Raw genomic sequence first — 16,185 nt, forward strand, 5'->3', positions numbered from 1 at the left:
GAACCTCTTGTTCATGCTTCACTGTCGATGGCGTCGAAATCGGCCTGTGTACCGATTCTGGTTCCGGGCACCTGGGCCTTGGCCTTGCTGGCGACACCACGCCACCAACGCACCCCGAACCGCTCCACGTCTCCTTGCTGGGGTCGTTCTCCTTCCCCGTACACCACCGCGCGCGGTCGCGGCATCGCCCGCAGTTCGGCGACAAGCTCTGCCACCGCTCGCTCGGTCGCCTCCTCCAGGAGCGCCTCGACCTCGGCGATCTGGGCGGCGAGTCGCACCGGGGTGAAGGTCTTGCCGCGTTCCCAGTCCCGGATCGTGTCGGCGTTGTTGCCGAGCAGTCGAGCCAGGTCCGACTGCGTCAGCCCGAGACTCTCCCTCTCACACAAGACCTCGGCGCCCGTCATTCGCTCTGCCAACACGTCGTTCGCTCCAACCTTGGGTCCTGGGTCCGCAGCTCGTCTTCGTCACCATCACCCGGAAGCCCCGAGAGTGGGCTTGATCCTAGTTCGGCGCAGGTTTCCGCGACGGCCGGCAGGGATGCAGAGGCGGGCGCCGACGGGCTCGGCACATGCCCCTCTCCACCAGCGGCACGATTTCAGATCGTGAATTCATGACGCTATCGCCTTGCGGAGCCCGCACACCTATGGTGTGCGGGCTTTTTGGACATTCGTCCAAAAAGGGCTGAGGTCTCTACGTAGCGGCGATGTGGGGGACCGAGCGAACGACTTGGTGTGCGCATCTGACCTGCGGCGATGCGCGCGCACACCATGGTGTGCGCGCAATGTGGTGTGCGCAGAGCGTGCGCTCATCTGCAACGGTTCCACGCGTGACATCTGCAACCAATTTCACGCCAGCGCCCAGCGCGCTCTGTTTCACGCGCGTAACAGAAAGGCCATTTGCCTTGCATGAACGATCCAGATCGGGGGTAATGGTTTCCCCCAGTTTTCACCCGCGTGACGCACTCGACCTCGTCGGCGATCACGGCGGACCGTCCCAGCGGCACGCCGAGGGAGGCAGGCCCCCCAGCATGCGAACCACACGTCCTGTTCTCACAGCAACACTGTTGCTCGCGCTGGCCACCGGCTGTACCGCTGGCACGGGTTCGGACTCCCCGACGCCGAGCCAATCACCTGTCTCTCGTTCCCCGTCAGTCTCCGCGGCACCGTCGCCCGCACCGACCGATGCGGAAACGCTCGCACGGATGGACGCCGAGGAGCTCGTCTACGAGTACTACGCGGTGATTGACCAGATCGGAGCGGACAGGGACGCGCCCCTGTCTCGGCTGAAGCGTGTCGCGGCGAGCGTGGAGCTTCAGGTGCGGCAAGCCGACCTCGAACAGTGGCGCAAGGATGGGTGGCGCAAGACCGGCACGACCCGGATCTCCGACCTGACGGTGCAGTCGGTGACCCTGGACAACTCTGACCCAGCGGCGGGCTTGGTCCCCACCGTCCAGGTCGATGTCTGCTATGACGTGAGCGACGTTGACATCCTCGATGCCGAGGGCGCCTCTGTCGTGAGCCCGGACCGCGATGACCGGGCGTGGGAGCGCCTGCAGGTCGCGAACTACTCGTACGAGGACGACCCATCGGGTGGGTGGCGGGTCGCGGCACTGGAGACTTTGGAGAAATCACCGTGCGCCGCCTCGTGATTGCGATTCTCAGTGCTGCACTGATACTGCCCTGGGCATCGCCAGCGTTCGGTACCGAACCGCACTGTCAGGTCAGCCGCGACACCGGCAGGTGCCTGATCACTGCGACCGATCCCGGCGCTCCAGAGCGACCCGGGGGTTCATTCGATGACTCCGCAGAACCGGCGTCCGACCGCAAGCCCGCTACAGGTCCCGGCTCACCGTGCATCTGGAAGGCTGAGGCCTGGTACTCCGCCGGCGACTCCTCGCCCGTCCCGTGCACTTCAGAGCACGGCATCTGGAGCAACGAGTGGAACTGCTACGTAAGCGCCGCCCCTGTCGCCCCCCAACCACCGACCACAGCACCAGAGTGGGACGGGCATTCCCCGGGCGATGGCGCAATCTATGGGTGCTACAACGTGGCGGGTGGCTTGCGGGGCACGATGTGGCTAGCGGAGCCCCCGAACGCGACCGATGCCGGTCCTACGCCCGGTGAGGTGGCACAGATCGCCGTTGAGCGGATGAACCTGCGCGCGGTTGAGATCGGGATGTCGCCGGATCCGAACGGTCCCGGCGTCGTGGCATGGCCGACGTGGTTGTGGGTCCAGGACCCGGGCGAGCAGACGTTCGGACCGATCACGCGCACGGCGTCGTCGGGGTCGGTGACGGTGACCGCGACCGCTCGGGTGGAGCGGATCGTGTGGGACATGGGCGACGGCACCCAAGTGGTGTGCGCCGGCCCAGGCACGCCATACGAGCCCCGTTTCGATCGATCGGAGTCGCCGGACTGCGGGCACACCTACACCCGCGAGTCGGGGTATCAGCCCGGGCAGGAGTACACGGTCACGGCCACCAGCGAGTGGGTCGTGGAGTGGGAGGGTGCCGGGCAATCCGGGTCCCTGGACGTGGAGGACCTGTCGAGCAGCGTGCAGGTCTCGGTCGGCGAGGCACAGGTACTGGTGAACTGACGCGCTGCCAGGCAGGGCAGTCAAGGGGGTAGCAGGGATGACGAGCACGACCACGCAAGGGCCATCGGCGCCGGGTGCGCCACCGGCAGGAGCCAGGCTCGCGCCACCGAAGCTGAAGCGACGTCCCATCCTGGCGATCGTGATGATCGCGGCGATCGGAGTCGGCGCGTTGGGTGCGGTGCTGTTGTGGGCGACGCTGACCGATACCCGCACGGTGCTGGTGGCCAGGGACACGATCGTGCGCGGCTCGGTCATCACAGCCGAGGACCTGACCGAGACGCAGGTCGGCGCGGACGTCGCCCTGGACCTGATCGGGGCCGGGGCACGGGGCGACGTCGTCGGGCAGCGAGCCGCGTGGGACGTCGCGGCCGGTGCTCCACTGACGACCGGGGTGGTGACCGCGGAGCTGGTACCACCGTCAGGCATGTCGGTGCTGGGCATAGTCCTGCCGCCACCCGTCTCGCCCGGCCTCGCGCTGCTGCCCGGCGACCGGGTCCGCGCGGTCGTCACTTCGGCCGACGGCGCCAGCGAGCAGGCACCGACGTTCCACGAGGCGCAGGTGGTCGCGGTCAACCCCCCTGCTCCGGACGGGCAGACCGTGGTCGACGTCCTGGTCTCCCACGAAGAGGCCATCACGCTTGCTGCTGAGGCCGCCGCGGGCAAGGTGACGCTCGTCCTGGACTCTCGCGAGCTCGACGAGCAGAACACAGCTCCGCCCACTGACGGGACGGAGCCTTCCCCCTCGCCCAGCGCCTCGTCCGAGACCGGGGAGGGCTGATGGCGGTCATCGCGCTCTGCTCCGCGTCCGGTTCTCCGGGCGTGACCACGACCGCGCTCGGTCTGGCCGTCGCATGGCCGCGCCCGGTCACGCTCATCGAGGCCGACCCGGTGGGCGGGTCCGCGATCCTGGCCGGGTGGTTCCAGGGTGCTCGGGACCACGACACGGGTCTGCTGGACGTTGCGTTCGCGGCTGAGCCGGTCGCTGAGGCGTTGGATCGTGTGGCGGTACCCGTCACTGAGGGGGTGCGTTTCGTGCCCGGTGCCAGGTCGCACCTGGAGGCACGAGAACTGGGCAACCTGTGGGCACCGCTAGCGGACGTGCTGGCCGGCTTGGACGCGGCCGGGCAGGACGTGATCGTCGACACCGGCCGTCTCGGCATGGCCGAGTCACCACGGCTGCTGCTCGAGCGCGCCGATCTGACGGTGCTGATAACCCGAACGGATCTGCCCGCACTCGCGGCCGTCCGGTCGCACGCCGACCTCGTCGTACGGACCCGGGCGTGGAAGCAGGCCGGGCTTCTGGTCATCGGTCCCGGCCGCCCGTACTCCGGGCGCGGAGCGGCCAAGCTTCTCGGGTTGCCGCTGGTCGGACAGATCGCCCATTCCACCAAGGACGCCGAGACCTACCACCAGGGCACGACACCACGCCCTCGGTTCCCCAAGGGAGCCTTCGCCCGTTCCCTTCAGGAGACCGCGCGTGCCCTGCGGAAGCAGACCTCCTTCGGTACCCCCCCGGCTACCGCGCCGTCCGCCGAACCGGACGGTGCGACGGACAGGGCCCAGGAGCGGGTACCGGGTCCAGCGGCGGTATGGGCAGCCGCTGCTGATCGGCGACAGGAGCAGGCATGACTGCCGAGCCCCGCACCGAGACACCCGAGGGAACCGACCCGGCGGACGTTCCGTACTTCACGCGCCCCGTGCCGCACGAACTACCGCCGAACCTACGCCGCAAGGCCAACCCCTGGGTCGGCACCGGGCAATCAGCGCCCACAGCCACAGGCAACGGACCATCCCCCGCAGGTTCGGCTCCGGGGCATGACGGTGTACTCAGCGATCACTCTGCTGTCACGGTGTCGCGGTCGGTGCCGGTCGACTGGGAGCTGGTAGCCGCGTTGCGTGAGCAGGTCTCCACCGAACAGGCCGAGCAGTTCGAGCCCGGCACCGACGCACTGGTCCGGGAGGAGGCCGGCAAGGAAGCGATCAACCGGCTGGTGAAGCAGGCCTCCACCGACCGCCGCAACGACGACAAGGCCGAGTTCACGCTTGCGCAGCGGGAGGCGCTGCGCGACGCGGTGTTCAACAGCCTGTTCCGCATGGGCCGGCTGCAGCCTCTGCTGGACAACGACGACGTCGAGAACATCGAAATCTACGGTCACCGCAATGTTCAGCTGCAGCTCGCCGACGGCACCTGGGCAGTCGGGGAACCGGTCGCGGACTCCGACGACGAGCTGATCGGCCTGATCCAGGACATCGCCTCACGCACCGGTTCCGGTGCCAGGCCGTTCTCCGAGCGGAACCCGTACGTGGACATGCGCCTGCCCGGTATCGGTGCCCGCCTGGCCGCCAGCGCGTGGGTGACCGACCGGCCGGTCGTCGTCATCCGGCGCCACCGCCTGGTCCAGGTCACTCTCAACCAGCTCGTCGAGCTGGGCATGCTCGACCCGTTAGCGGCCTCGTTCCTGGCCGCAGCGGTCCGGGCACGCAAGTCGATCGTGGTCTCCGGCGCGGCCAGCGCCGGCAAGACCACCCTGACCCGCGCGTTGTGCGACCAGATCCCGGCCGGGGAACGGATCGCGACGTTCGAGACGGAGTACGAGCTCGGCCTACAGGATCTGCGCTCGAACGTGATCGCGTGGGAGGCCCGCCCCGGGTCCGGGGAGGTCGGGCTGGACGGGCGGCAGGCCGGGGAGTCGACCATCGCAGAGGCCTTGTGGCGGTCCTTCCGGTACAACCGGTCCCGCCTGATCGTCGGGGAGGTCCGCGGCGCGGAGGTCTGGCCGATGATCAAGGCGATGGAGTCCGGCACCGGGTCGCTGTCCACCACGCACGCAACGAGCGCGGTCGCCGCGATCCGGAAGCTGGTGACTTGCGCGATGGAAGGCGAGGAGCAGGTCACGCACGACCTGGCGACCTCCAAGCTGGCGCACGCGATCGATCTGATCGTGCACGTCGACCTGTCCTACGACCCCACCAGCCAGACACCCCGCCGCCAGGTCGCCGAGATCATCTCCGTGGCTCCCGGTGAGCGGGAGACCGGGTACGCCACCACCCAGATCTTCGCTCCCGGACCGGACGGGAACGCCGTGCCGAGCACCATGCCCGACCTGGACCATCAGGGCCTGGAGGCTTACGGGTTCGACCTGCAGGGCTTCACCGAAGCCTTGCAGCGCCCCGGTGTGTCGGGTCGGGCCACGGCGGGGGTGCGGTCATGATCATCGCGGCCCTGTGCGGCGCCCTGATCTGTGGCGGCCTGGTCGGCCTCGTTCACGCCCTGCGCCCCGTACCGCCGGCCCTCCCGCAGACCGCGCGCCCGCCCCGCACCAGCCTCATCGATCGTGCCCGAGCCGCGTTCGGTCGGATGCCGCGCCGCACCCGGATCCTGCTCGGGATCGGGCTCGTGGCCGGCCTGGTCGCGTGGCTGATCACCGGCTGGCCGCTGCTCCTGCTTGTTGGACCGGTGGTCTCGGTCGGGGTCCCGTCGATGCTGTCCAACCGGGCCCAGAGCGAACGCATCGCCCGCCTGGAAGCGATCCAGGACTGGACGAGGTCCCTGGCCGGGTCACTCTCGGGAGGCAAGGGCCTGGAAAGCGCACTGCGGTCCACGGCATGGACTGCGCCGGCCCCGATCGCACCACAAGTCCAGGCTCTGGCGGCACGGCTGGAGTCGAGTTGGAATCCGCGGTTGGCGCTGTCCGCGTTCGCCGACGACCTCGCCGACCCGACCGCGGACATGGTCGCCCAGTCCCTGGTCACCGCCATCGAGCTCCGCGGCCCCGTCGCCAAGGTGCTGGACGACCTGGCCGACGACGTCGCCGACCAGGTGCGTGCCCGCCGCGAGGTCGAGGCCAGCCGCGCCACGTACCGCGCTACCGCAACCTGGCTGACAGTCATCACCGTCGGCACCCTCGGCGCAATGCTGCTGAACGGGACCTACATCCAGCCCTACCGCACCCCGCTCGGCCAGGTCGTCTTCCTCGTCCTGGCCAGCTTCTTCGCCCTGACCCTGTTCTGGTTCAACCGGATGTCCAACGGCACCGGACCCACTCGCCTGTTCACCGCCGGAGGCCGCTCGTGACCGGGCTCTTCTGGGCCGGCCTGACCGGCGGCTCTCTCGCGCTCGCCCTCGCCCTCCTGGTGGTCCAGCTACTGCCCGCGCACGTCGACCTCGCCGACGGCCTGACCCGCCTCGCCCCGGCGACCCACCCGTCCCGGACCCCGCCACACAATCAGTCCGTGCCGAGCAGCACCGAACGGCTGGGCCGGTGGGGCAGCGACCACCTGCCGGCCTCACTCTGGCTGCGCACACCACACCGCGACCTGGCACTGCTCGGCATCTCGCCCGCCCGGTTCTACGGCGAACAGCTGGTCTGCGCCGTCATGGGAGTGGTCGCCGCTCCCCTGCTGACGCTGGGTCTCGGCCTGCTCGGCATCCAGGTGCCGTTCACCGTCCCGGCGCTCGGTGCCGCGCTGCTGGCCGCCGCGCTGTTCCACATCCCGCACTACACCGTGGCCGACAAGGCGACCAAAGCCCACACCGAGTTCCGACGTGCCCTGTCCCTCTACACCAGCCTGCTCGCGCTGCGCCGCATCAGCGGATCCGGTGTCCCCCAAGCCATGGAACAGGCCGCCCAGGGCACCGGGTCCTGGGTGCTGAACCGCATCGCCGTCACCCTGGCCCAAGCCCAGATGTCCGGGACACGGCCCTGGGACGCGCTGAAGGACCTGGCCGACCAGGTCGGCGTCGGCGAGCTCCGCGACCTGGCCGAGACCCTCGAGCAGTCCGCGACCGAGAACACTGCGATCTACGACAACCTCCGCAAGAGCGCCAAGGCGCAACGCAACGCGCTGCGCAACCAGGACCTCGCCGCCGCCAATGCCATCGCCGTCCGCATGAGCGCCTCGGGCGCCGTCATGGCCCTGACATTCATCGCCCTGCTCCTGGCGCCGTCGGTCATGCGCCTGCTGACGCCGGTGTGACACCTACCCCGCCCAGACCTCTGAAAGGACCGGCGTGCCCACCGCAACTGCGCACACCTCGGACCAGCCACCCGCGCCGGTCCGGCGTGGGCGCGCCCTGCCCACACTCGAAGCGCGCACACCCTGGTGTGCGCGCCGTCGGGAGGCCGGGCAGGCCGCGATCCAGACCGCGATCCTCCTGCCGCTGGTGATCTTCCTGATCATCGCCGCGGTCCAGGCGACGCTGTGGTTCGCCGGACGACAGGTCGCGATCGCCGCAGCCAGCGAAGGCGCCCGCGTAGCCGCCGCTGAAACCGGCACGACCGGCAGCGGGCAGGCTGCCGCCATCCAGTTCGCCAGCACCACCGGGCGCGGCTTCCTCCTGCTGCCCCGCGCGACTGTCACACGCAGCGACACCACGGCCACAGTCACGTTGACTGGCCGCACCCAGTCGCTCGTGGCCGGGTGGGAGCTGACGATCACCCAGTCCGCATCGATGCCCGTCGAACACCTCACTGCTCCGGGGGCGCCATGACCCGCCCAGGCAATGCGCGCACGGGCCGGCGAGGCCAGTCCGAGACCGGGGTGGCTGCGATCGAGGTCGTGGCCATGACGCTCCCCGTCATGGCGGTGTGCTGGATGATCGCGTTCTTCGCCCTGTACACGCTGGCCCAACAGTCCGTGCAAGCCGCTGCGGCCGACGCCGCCCGGACCGCCTCCCTCGCCCGTACCGCACCCGAGGCGCAGTCCGGAGCACGCGCCACGGCAGCCATGACTCTGGCCAACCAGGACCTGCGCTGTGCAGCCACGGACGTCGTCGTCGAAACCGCCGGCCTGCTGGCCCCTGCGGGGCAGCCCTCGACGGTGTCCGCCACAGTCACCTGCCACCTCGATCCGAACCGGCTCGGCATACCCATCGGACGGCCGGTGACCATCTCGGCGTCGATGTCATCCCCCGTCGACACCTGGAGGTCCCAGTGACGCGTCCTCCCGTTGCCGACGCACCGTCGGCCGGGCTAGACCCTGAGGCGGGTTCGGTGCTTCCGTTCCTCGTCGTGGGCGTGATCACGCTACTGCTGTGCGCGGCCTTCGTCGTCGAGCTCGGCGGAACCCTGCACGCCCAGCAGCGAGCCAACGACCTGGCCGCCCAAGCAGCACGCACCGGCGGACAGCAGATCGCCCTCGCCGCAGGTACGACACCCGGGTCCCAGACCTTGACGGTCGACCCCTACGCCGCCCGTGCCGCCGCACAGACCTACCTGTCCACCGCAGGAGTCTCCGGGGCCGTCACCGTAGCCGACGCCACGCTCACCGTGACCGTCACGGACACCTACCAGTCACCGATCGTCGGCTCGATCGCAGGACCCCGACAGGTAACCGGGACGGCGACCGCACGCCTGGTGCGCACCCTCGCCGGAACCGAGACCGGAGGCCAACCATGACCACCCCGCTCAACAGGCGAGCCGCACACCCTGGTGTGCGACCCACGACCGGTGACCGACTGCGCGGCCTGGCCGCGACGATCGGACTGTTGCTGCTCGTGGTCGGCGTCCCCGTCGTGCTGGAGCTGGCGCGCCACCGGCTCTTGCCCACCGGGTTCGGGTGGGACGACCTCGGGCTGGTCCTGACCAGTGCCGGCAGCACCACCCTGGTCGTGATCGTGCTGGGCTGCGTGACCTGGGCGGCCTGGGCCTACCTGACCTTCACGATCGTCCTCGAGCTCGTCGCACTGAGCGGCCGGATCGCGATCCCGGGGCGGCTCGGGTTTCAACGCGGTCTGGCTCGACGCCTGCTGACCACCGCGTCACTGTTGTTCGCCGTATCCGTACCACCCGCGCTAGCCCAAACCCCGGCCGACGCAGCCACCTCACCCACCAGTGCGCACACCACCCCAGCCACCGACCACGGATCGGCCCGCACACCAGCGCACACCACCGCGCACACCGGACCCGACCAGGGCGAACGCGGCTCGACGTCCGAACCCGCACGGCCGCGGACCATGCCGTACACGGTGGTCGAGGACGACAGCCTGTGGAGCATCGCCCGCGACCAGCTCGGCGACCCCATGCGGTTCACCGAGCTGAGGGACCTCAACGAGAGCGTCCTGGCCGGCCGACCCGACTTCCTCGTCCCCGGAACCGTTTTACGTCTGCCCGCCCCAATGGCCAACGACACCGAGGACAACGCTGGACCGAAGGTAGCTGCGACCGAGACGACGGCGAACCACGAGGCACCGCGCGACGAGACCTACGTCGTCCAGGGCGGGGACACGTTGACGCAGATCGCCCTGGACGAGCTCGGCGACGCCGACCGCTACCCCGACATCGCACGTGCCTCCCGGCAGACCCTGCAGCCCGACGGAGACCGGCTCACCGACCCCGACCGCATCAAGCCGGGCTGGCGCCTGACCATCCCCGCCATCACACCCGCCCCGTCGAAGCCCACCGCATCCACATCCGCGCACGACGCAGCCCCAGAGGGGCCTGCCGGTGAGGAGACAGCGGCCAAGGGCTCGGATGCCCTGCCCGGTACGCCACCCGAGCAGAGCCCGCCGCAGGAGCGACCGAGGACCGACACGTCTACCGACGAGACCAGCGCGGCTCCACGCATCTCACCTCCGGATGAGCCCGCACACCAGGGTGTGCGCGACAACGCCACCTCTCCGGAGACGCGCGAACCGGCCCCGCACACCAATCCCTGGGCAGGGCCGACGACGCCCGGGGCCGACCCCACGTCCGCGCCCACGGGTACCGGCGAGCGGCAGACCACCAGTGCCCCGCCGGCACCGGAGGAACCGGCAGAGGAGGACCGGAGCGATTTCGTGGGTCCGGCGTGGCTCGTGCCGGGGCTCGCCGGTGGGGGCGCGATGCTCGCGGCGGGACTGCTGGTCGCCCTGCGCCGCCGTCGCGCGACCCAGTGGCGCTACCGGTATCCGGGCCACCGTATTGCCCGCGCGCCTGACAGCACGGTGCCGGTCGAACGCACGATCACGACCACCGGGCAGGCCTGGGCCGGCGACATCGACGCCCTGGACCGTCTCCTGCGTGGCCTGGCCGAACCACGCCGGGACGACCCGGCCGGGCGGATGCCCGCGCTGGTCGGCGTCGAGCTCACCGGGACCGACGCCGTCGTCCACCTGGCCCAGCCGGCGGACCTGCCGTTGCCGTGGGTCGGGTCCGGCACCCGGTGGACCGCTGCCTTGTCGGAGGCTCCGGCCGAGTCCGTGACGAACGATGTGTTGGCGCCGTACCCGCTGCTGGTGACCGTCGGCATGGATGAGGCCGGGCACGTGTGGCTGCTCGACCTCGAACAGGCCCGCACCGTGACCGTCACCGGTGACCAAGAATCGGTCGATGCCTTCGGGCGGTACATCACGGCCGAGCTGCTGCTGCACCCGTGGACCGAGAACACCACCCTGCACACCCTGGCCACCGGCTGGGACGTGACAGGGCTGTCCGACTTCCGGCACCACCACGACCACACCGACGACCACGAGACGCTCGCCTGCGTCAGCGAGGTCGACACCGCCGTCAAGGCCCGGCGGGAGAGCGCTGGGCGCGAGCGGGACGAGTCGCACGCCCTCATCGCCGTACCAGGCATCGGGACGACCACACGGTCCGCCCTGCACTCCCTGACCGCGAACCTGCACCCGGACCGGGACCGGTCCGGCGACCAGGCCGACAACGCGGCAGGTGGCCGGACCGGCGCCGCGGTGGTGCTGCTCGGCACGACCGCTGAACCAGCACCTGTGCTCGCCGCGCCGGCCTCTGCCGGGCTCGTCCTCGATATCCTGGAGGGCCGGCTGCGCGTGCCTGCCCTCGGCTGGAACCTGGCTGCGGTCGGGCTGGCCGAGCACGAGCTCGCCGCGTCGGTCGCCATCGTCGAGGTCACCCGGGCCGCGGAAGAACCAGCCCGGTCCACGACCCTGGAGCCGGTCGGTCTTGTACCGGCGCGGACGGCACCGCTCGAGCCTGTCCACGCGGGGCACGCTCCTGCTGCGGCGGGCGCGGAGACACCGGCAGCGCAGCCGCGCCCGGTCGACCCGCAAGCACCGGCCGGCCCCTGGTCGCTCCTGCCCGCGCCGACCGCCCGCTACGTCGAGGCAGCTGCCACCACGGCACAGGACGTCGAGGTCCTGGCACCGGTGGTGCCACCACAGCGCCCGGCGAGCCAGACGGTCCACGACGCGGACCCCACCCTGGACCAGGACGTGACCGCGTGGTTCGACCCCGACCAGTACAAGCGTCCCCGGCTGATGCTGCTCGGCCCGGTGACCGCGACCGCATACGGCAGGATCACCGAGCACACTGCACGACTCAAAGCCCTGCATGTGGAGACCCTGGCCTATCTCGCGCTCCGTCCGCGTGGTGTAACTCCGGCGGAGCTGGCCGAGGGCTTCGCGATCGCGGAAGGCCGTGGCCGGTCGCTGGTCACCGGCGTGCGTGCCTGGCTCGGCACCGACCCCACCACCGGGCGGCCCTACGTCCCCGGCGCGAACAAGACGACCGCGTTCGCCGCATCCGGTACACCCGCCTACCAGGTCGAGGGGCTCTTGGTCGATATCAACCTGTTCCAACGCCTGCAGGCCCGGGCGCGAGCCCGGGGTGCCGACGGGATCGATGATCTGGTCACCGCGCTAAAGCTCGTGCGTGGTCGCCCGTTCGACCAGACCCGCGCCAAGGGGTGGACCTGGCTGTTCGAGGGCGACCGGATCGACCACACCATGACCGCAGCGATCGGCGACGTCGCCCACCTGGTCCACACCCGTGCGATGGCCGAGGACGACATCGAGCTGGCCCGCTGGGCTGCACAGGTCGGCAAGCAGGCCAACCCTGACGACGAGACCTCACGGCTGGACGACATCACCATCCAGTACGTCACCGGGCACGCCGAACTAGCTCGCAAGCGACTGGCCGAGGAGATCTACGACCGCACCGACGACGAGTGGCCGCCGCCCGACCCACCGGAACGTACCCGCGACATCACCACCCGGCGCGGCATGACACCACGACCCTCCGGCAAGAGAGATCGGGGAGCCTGAGGAGCGGGTCTGCTTGACGCAGGTCCCGGTCCGAGAGGCGAGCAAGACGGCAGAGCCCTGCCTTTCCGCGCCACAACGCCCCGGGGGTCATGGGTGGAACGTCGGGCTCGGCGGCCCCTGCGATAGCGCGCACGGGCGGCCGTGCGACGGGCAAGCCAGGGCGCACCGAGTAGGTCCAGAAATAAGAGGCGGCGGACCTCGCACACCTGCGGCAGATTGGGCGCGCACCTGCCGCACACCCGGCCACGCTTCCTGATCTGGACCGGCCTGCGCGCCCCCTTGTAAGGCTCGCAACCCCTGTTTGAAACGAATTGGTGTGCGCTCCTGACCAGCACGAACATCGCGCGCACCCGTGGTGTGCGCGGTGGTAGGTGTGCGGAAAGCGTGCGCTGGATCGTCAAGGTCGAGCCATGGACACCACGCACGAGCTCGACCCGGCGCCGTTGACGGCTGCCCGGCGCGCTGCCGCAACCAGCAGCACTGGTGAGGCTGCCCGGGTGCTCGCTGCCGCGGGCGTGCCGGTCTTCCCCTGCATCCAGGGCAGCACCCGCCCACTGACGGTGCGAGGCCTCCATAGCGCGTCCACGGACCTGGACCGGGTGGCGTGGTGGTGGTCGCGGTACCCGACTACCAACCTCGCAGTCCCGACGGGGTCCGCCTCCCGGCTCGACGTCCTGGAGGTCCGCACCGACCGCACCCTGTCGGGTATCAGCGCGCTCCAGAGCGTCATGCGGGCAGGCCTGTTGCCCCGGCCGGGACTGGCGATCAGCACCCCGACCGGTGGTCTGAGCCTGATCTTCCCTCGCTCACCGCAGACCACCCAGCCGTCCTGGGACGCACCGCGGTCAGGTCTCAGATTCCACGGCGATGGCGGCCACGTCCTCCTGCCACCGTCAGTGGTTCTCCGCGCCGACGGCGTCGTCGCGCACTCCCAGCTGGTCGGTCCCGGTAGCGACCGCACAGGGCCGGTCGACGCGGACCTGCTGCGGCGCCTCGTTGCCCCCGACCCCATGCGACACGGACAGCCGGCGCTGGCACCCGACGTCGCGACGCGGTCAGGACAGAGGTCGGGCCACGCCGCTGGCCCGCGCCCCGTGACACCGGCGGGTGCGAAGTCGATGCTCCGTCCCGATCCCGGCGGCTCCAGCCGCCGGCCCCCGGAGGTGGTGAGCCTGTGAACCCGCAATCCCCGCACTCGCAGCACGGCCGGGGCACCCGCACCCAGGCGGACCAGCCGAAGAACCCGGCCCGGTCTCCTGGCACCGATCCGCACGCCTTCGACGACCAAGCACGCCGCAATACCACCCGGGCGAAGGCCCCGGCCCGCTCCGCCAGGGACCGGGAAGTCGCGTGGGTTCGTGCCGGGGACCTGCCCTCGCTGCTCGCCAGGCGGGTCCTTGTGCGCGGCGTCGACCTGCACGCCGCGATCGTGCGCCGGGCACTGCGCCGGCCGACCGCAGCGGTGAAGAACGCCGGCGGCGCCGCCAAGCGGCTCCTCGCCCCGAGCGGCCGGCGACAGGAACGAACCGAACCACAGCAAGGCACCGAAGGGATGGGCGTTCGATGACCACCACCACGCTTCCCACCACACCCGAAGCCAGCACAACCCAGGGCGAGCGGCTGTTGTTCACGACCGGTGAGGGCCTGCGGATCTTGTTAATCCGCCTGCACATGGATGGCCCGCGCGGGTGGTCGACCGATCCGGAGGCCACCGAGCTGATCGAGTTCTGCATGGCCAAGTACGCGGGCATGGCCAAGAAGTACCGGCAGACCCCGCACGACGCCGCCTTTGCGGCGTTCGAGGTCCTACGTGCCCCGGCGACCGCGGAGGCCGACGACCCGTGGGGAGTGGTGACCCGGGCGGTACAGCTGTCGCTGATGGCCGAGGACCGGGCCAACGGTCTGCTGTGTGACCAGTCGCGTGCCCGCCGGCTGCTGACGTCCGACCAGCACGACGCCACCCGGTTCAGTGACTACGAGCTCGACGGCGCTCGGTCGATCGAGTCGATCACCGGTGAAGCAGTCTCGGTCGACCCGGTGCTGCTGGACCACCTCGATGCGGACGACGGCATCGTCTCGTCGCGGCCGTCGCAGGTCGCGGCGGTCGAGGCCCGCACAGCGTTGGATCTGGCCGCCAAGCTTCTGGCCGGCTTCGGCTGGGACCCCGCCGACGCCCGGGCATGCCTGGACTACATCACCGAGCGCCTGACCATCACTGGAGACACGGCTCGGGCGTTCGAGTACCTGCGCCGGGACAAGACCGCGCTGGGCAGGTTCGATCTGGAGCTGCGTCGGTGGACCGCGCTGTGCGCCGTCGTCCTCGGACACCCTCACCACCCCGCCCTGGTGGTCCGCGACGGGCTGCTGGTCCGACTCATGCGCGGTCAGCGCACCACGGAGATGCTGACAGACACCCGCCTCGTGCGCGCGCTCCAGGCCGCGAGCCCCGAGGCATCGCCGGGTCGCGTCCACGCCGCCGCTGGTTCGCCGCGGCCCGATCTGCGGGTGGTGTGCGATGCCTGAATTCAAAGCCCAGAAGCAGGACACTGCAGAAGGTCTGCTGCGCCTGGACGTCGCCGTCGACTCGATCACAGTCGGTGACCGGCACCGGCACGACCTGGGGGACATCGACGCGCTGGCCGCGTCGATCCAGCGGTTCGGGCTGCTGCAGCCGATCACCGTGACCCCGGACATGGTGCTGGTGTGCGGGTTCAGGCGCCTGGTCGCGATCCAGCGCCTGGGATGGACCACGACCCGGCCGTGGGTGCGGCGCGGGATCTCCACCAGGTTGCAGGAAGTGCTGGCCGAACGCGACGAGGAGCAGCTGCGCAAGCCTCTCGACGACGTCGAGGCAGCGCAGCTGTACCGGGAGATCAAGCAGCTGATCGCCGAAGACGGAGCACGCCGCAAGCAGGTCACCCAGTTCAGCGGTCCCGGCATGCCCACCGACCGCCCGGGAACCACACCGTCCGGTGTTGATGCGACCGACCACGCAGAGGCTGGGGACAAAACGGAAAATTATGGTTCTGCCAATTTGGCAGAACCGTATGACCTGCGAACTTCCCGCCGGCAGGCCGCGCAGATGGTCACCGGGAAGGCGTCCTACTCCCGCCTGGACCGCATCGCGGCCCTGTCGGACATCGCCCAGGACTCCACCCGGCCCGACCGGGTCCGAGTCCTGGCCGCCGACGCTCTGGAGCAGGTCCGTGCCGGTGCGTCCGTGTTCCCGCTGTACGACCGCGTCAAGGCCGAGCTCGCCGCCACCGACCCGACTGCCCAGGCCGTGGAGCCCGTCAGCCAGGACGAGGTCAACGAGGTAGTCGCCGCCGCCGTCCAGCGCCTGAGCCAGCCCGAGCCCGCCCGGGATACCCGCGGCAAGGGACGGCACTCGCTGCGGGCGTGGGCCCTGCTGTGGCAGGGACTGGACGGGTGGTGGGAGCACTACGACCCCACCGACGTCGGCGCCGGCACCGACGAGAAGGACTGGGCCGTGTTCGAGAACGTCCTGGACCAGACCACCAGGTTCGCCGCCGCAGCCCGCGCCGCACGAGACCAAGCCCAGGCAGCACGCCGCGACCAGAGGGAGGCATGAC

The 16,185-nt window shown here is 70.3% G+C and carries 16 protein-coding genes; 15 read left to right on the forward strand and 1 reads right to left on the reverse strand.

The genetic code is table 11. The features are described 5' to 3' along the window. Positions 1 to 11 precede the first annotated feature (11 nt). A complete protein-coding gene (locus ACNYC2_RS17775) occupies positions 12 to 419 on the reverse strand; it encodes a helix-turn-helix domain-containing protein (RefSeq protein WP_419703068.1) in 408 nt (135 codons plus the stop codon). 782 nt (positions 420 to 1,201) lie between these two features. Between ACNYC2_RS17775 and ACNYC2_RS17780 the strand changes: the two genes are divergently transcribed. The 15 genes from ACNYC2_RS17780 to ACNYC2_RS17850 all read left to right on the forward strand — a co-directional run bounded on the left by ACNYC2_RS17780 (position 1,202) and on the right by ACNYC2_RS17850 (position 16,184). After that, positions 1,202 to 1,648 carry a hypothetical protein gene (locus ACNYC2_RS17780; protein ID WP_419703069.1) on the forward strand — a complete coding sequence of 149 codons (447 nt, stop codon included), beginning with the start codon at positions 1,202 to 1,204 and terminating at the stop codon, positions 1,646 to 1,648. Positions 1,649 to 2,124: 476 nt separating this feature from the next. Next, positions 2,125 to 2,595, forward strand: coding sequence for a hypothetical protein (locus ACNYC2_RS17785; protein ID WP_419703070.1), 471 nt, complete (start codon positions 2,125 to 2,127; stop codon positions 2,593 to 2,595). 142 nt (positions 2,596 to 2,737) lie between these two features. Beyond that, positions 2,738 to 3,373: an SAF domain-containing protein gene (locus ACNYC2_RS17790; protein ID WP_419707852.1), complete on the forward strand. Its 636-nt coding sequence runs from the start codon at positions 2,738 to 2,740 to the stop codon at positions 3,371 to 3,373. Then, positions 3,373 to 4,224 carry a hypothetical protein gene (locus ACNYC2_RS17795; protein WP_419703071.1) on the forward strand — a complete coding sequence of 284 codons (852 nt, stop codon included), beginning with the start codon at positions 3,373 to 3,375 and terminating at the stop codon, positions 4,222 to 4,224. Before ACNYC2_RS17790 ends, ACNYC2_RS17795 begins: the two co-directional genes overlap by 1 nt. A gap of 221 nt (positions 4,225 to 4,445) precedes the next feature. Beyond that, positions 4,446 to 5,807 (forward strand): CpaF family protein, encoded by a 1,362-nt coding sequence (locus ACNYC2_RS17800; RefSeq protein ID WP_419703072.1) that lies wholly within the window; start codon positions 4,446 to 4,448, stop codon positions 5,805 to 5,807. Continuing rightward, positions 5,804 to 6,670 (forward strand): type II secretion system F family protein, encoded by an 867-nt coding sequence (locus ACNYC2_RS17805; RefSeq protein WP_419703073.1) that lies wholly within the window; start codon positions 5,804 to 5,806, stop codon positions 6,668 to 6,670. The genes ACNYC2_RS17800 and ACNYC2_RS17805 overlap by 4 nt, the downstream gene beginning before the upstream one ends. Beyond that, the gene (locus ACNYC2_RS17810) at positions 6,667 to 7,572 is read left to right on the forward strand and encodes a type II secretion system F family protein (RefSeq protein WP_419703074.1); all 906 of its coding nucleotides are present in this window, start codon (positions 6,667 to 6,669) and stop codon (positions 7,570 to 7,572) included. Before ACNYC2_RS17805 ends, ACNYC2_RS17810 begins: the two co-directional genes overlap by 4 nt. 34 nt (positions 7,573 to 7,606) lie before the next feature. Continuing rightward, positions 7,607 to 8,086 carry a TadE/TadG family type IV pilus assembly protein gene (locus tag ACNYC2_RS17815; RefSeq protein WP_419703075.1) on the forward strand — a complete coding sequence of 160 codons (480 nt, stop codon included), beginning with the start codon at positions 7,607 to 7,609 and terminating at the stop codon, positions 8,084 to 8,086. 74 nt (positions 8,087 to 8,160) lie between these two features. Continuing rightward, complete coding sequence (locus tag ACNYC2_RS17820) at positions 8,161 to 8,532, forward strand: pilus assembly protein (RefSeq protein WP_419703076.1); 372 nt, start codon at positions 8,161 to 8,163, stop codon at positions 8,530 to 8,532. A gap of 56 nt (positions 8,533 to 8,588) precedes the next feature. Further along, entirely contained in the window at positions 8,589 to 8,993 is a 405-nt protein-coding gene (locus tag ACNYC2_RS17825; RefSeq protein ID WP_419703077.1) for a pilus assembly protein TadG-related protein, read from the forward strand. Then, the gene (locus ACNYC2_RS17830) at positions 8,990 to 12,592 is read left to right on the forward strand and encodes a LysM peptidoglycan-binding domain-containing protein (RefSeq protein WP_419703078.1); all 3,603 of its coding nucleotides are present in this window, start codon (positions 8,990 to 8,992) and stop codon (positions 12,590 to 12,592) included. Before ACNYC2_RS17825 ends, ACNYC2_RS17830 begins: the two co-directional genes overlap by 4 nt. 410 nt (positions 12,593 to 13,002) lie before the next feature. Then, entirely contained in the window at positions 13,003 to 13,770 is a 768-nt protein-coding gene (locus tag ACNYC2_RS17835; protein ID WP_419703079.1) for a bifunctional DNA primase/polymerase, read from the forward strand. Then, on the forward strand, positions 13,767 to 14,159 hold the full coding sequence (locus ACNYC2_RS17840; RefSeq protein ID WP_419703080.1) for a hypothetical protein: 393 nt from the start codon (positions 13,767 to 13,769) through the stop codon (positions 14,157 to 14,159). The genes ACNYC2_RS17835 and ACNYC2_RS17840 overlap by 4 nt, the downstream gene beginning before the upstream one ends. Then, positions 14,156 to 15,115 (forward strand): hypothetical protein, encoded by a 960-nt coding sequence (locus tag ACNYC2_RS17845; protein WP_419703081.1) that lies wholly within the window; start codon positions 14,156 to 14,158, stop codon positions 15,113 to 15,115. The genes ACNYC2_RS17840 and ACNYC2_RS17845 overlap by 4 nt, the downstream gene beginning before the upstream one ends. Continuing rightward, entirely contained in the window at positions 15,108 to 16,184 is a 1,077-nt protein-coding gene (locus ACNYC2_RS17850; RefSeq protein WP_419703082.1) for a ParB N-terminal domain-containing protein, read from the forward strand. Before ACNYC2_RS17845 ends, ACNYC2_RS17850 begins: the two co-directional genes overlap by 8 nt. The last annotated feature ends 1 nt before the right edge of the window (position 16,185 follow it).

It is taken from the genome of Promicromonospora sp. NFX87 (assembly GCF_048564965.1).
Taxonomy (GTDB): domain Bacteria; phylum Actinomycetota; class Actinomycetes; order Actinomycetales; family Cellulomonadaceae; genus Promicromonospora.

Coding starts and splice junctions, on each gene's coding strand:
- ACNYC2_RS17850 (WP_419703082.1), top strand. CDS start 15,108: ATGCCTGAATTCAAAGCCCAGAAGCAGGACACTGCAGAAGGTCTGCTG.
- ACNYC2_RS17805 (WP_419703073.1), top strand. CDS start 5,804: ATGATCATCGCGGCCCTGTGCGGCGCCCTGATCTGTGGCGGCCTGGTC.
- ACNYC2_RS17780 (WP_419703069.1), top strand. CDS start 1,202: ATGGACGCCGAGGAGCTCGTCTACGAGTACTACGCGGTGATTGACCAG.
- ACNYC2_RS17795 (WP_419703071.1), top strand. CDS start 3,373: ATGGCGGTCATCGCGCTCTGCTCCGCGTCCGGTTCTCCGGGCGTGACC.
- ACNYC2_RS17820 (WP_419703076.1), top strand. CDS start 8,161: ATGACGCTCCCCGTCATGGCGGTGTGCTGGATGATCGCGTTCTTCGCC.
- ACNYC2_RS17845 (WP_419703081.1), top strand. CDS start 14,156: ATGACCACCACCACGCTTCCCACCACACCCGAAGCCAGCACAACCCAG.
- ACNYC2_RS17835 (WP_419703079.1), top strand. CDS start 13,003: ATGGACACCACGCACGAGCTCGACCCGGCGCCGTTGACGGCTGCCCGG.
- ACNYC2_RS17830 (WP_419703078.1), top strand. CDS start 8,990: ATGACCACCCCGCTCAACAGGCGAGCCGCACACCCTGGTGTGCGACCC.
- ACNYC2_RS17790 (WP_419707852.1), top strand. CDS start 2,738: ATGATCGCGGCGATCGGAGTCGGCGCGTTGGGTGCGGTGCTGTTGTGG.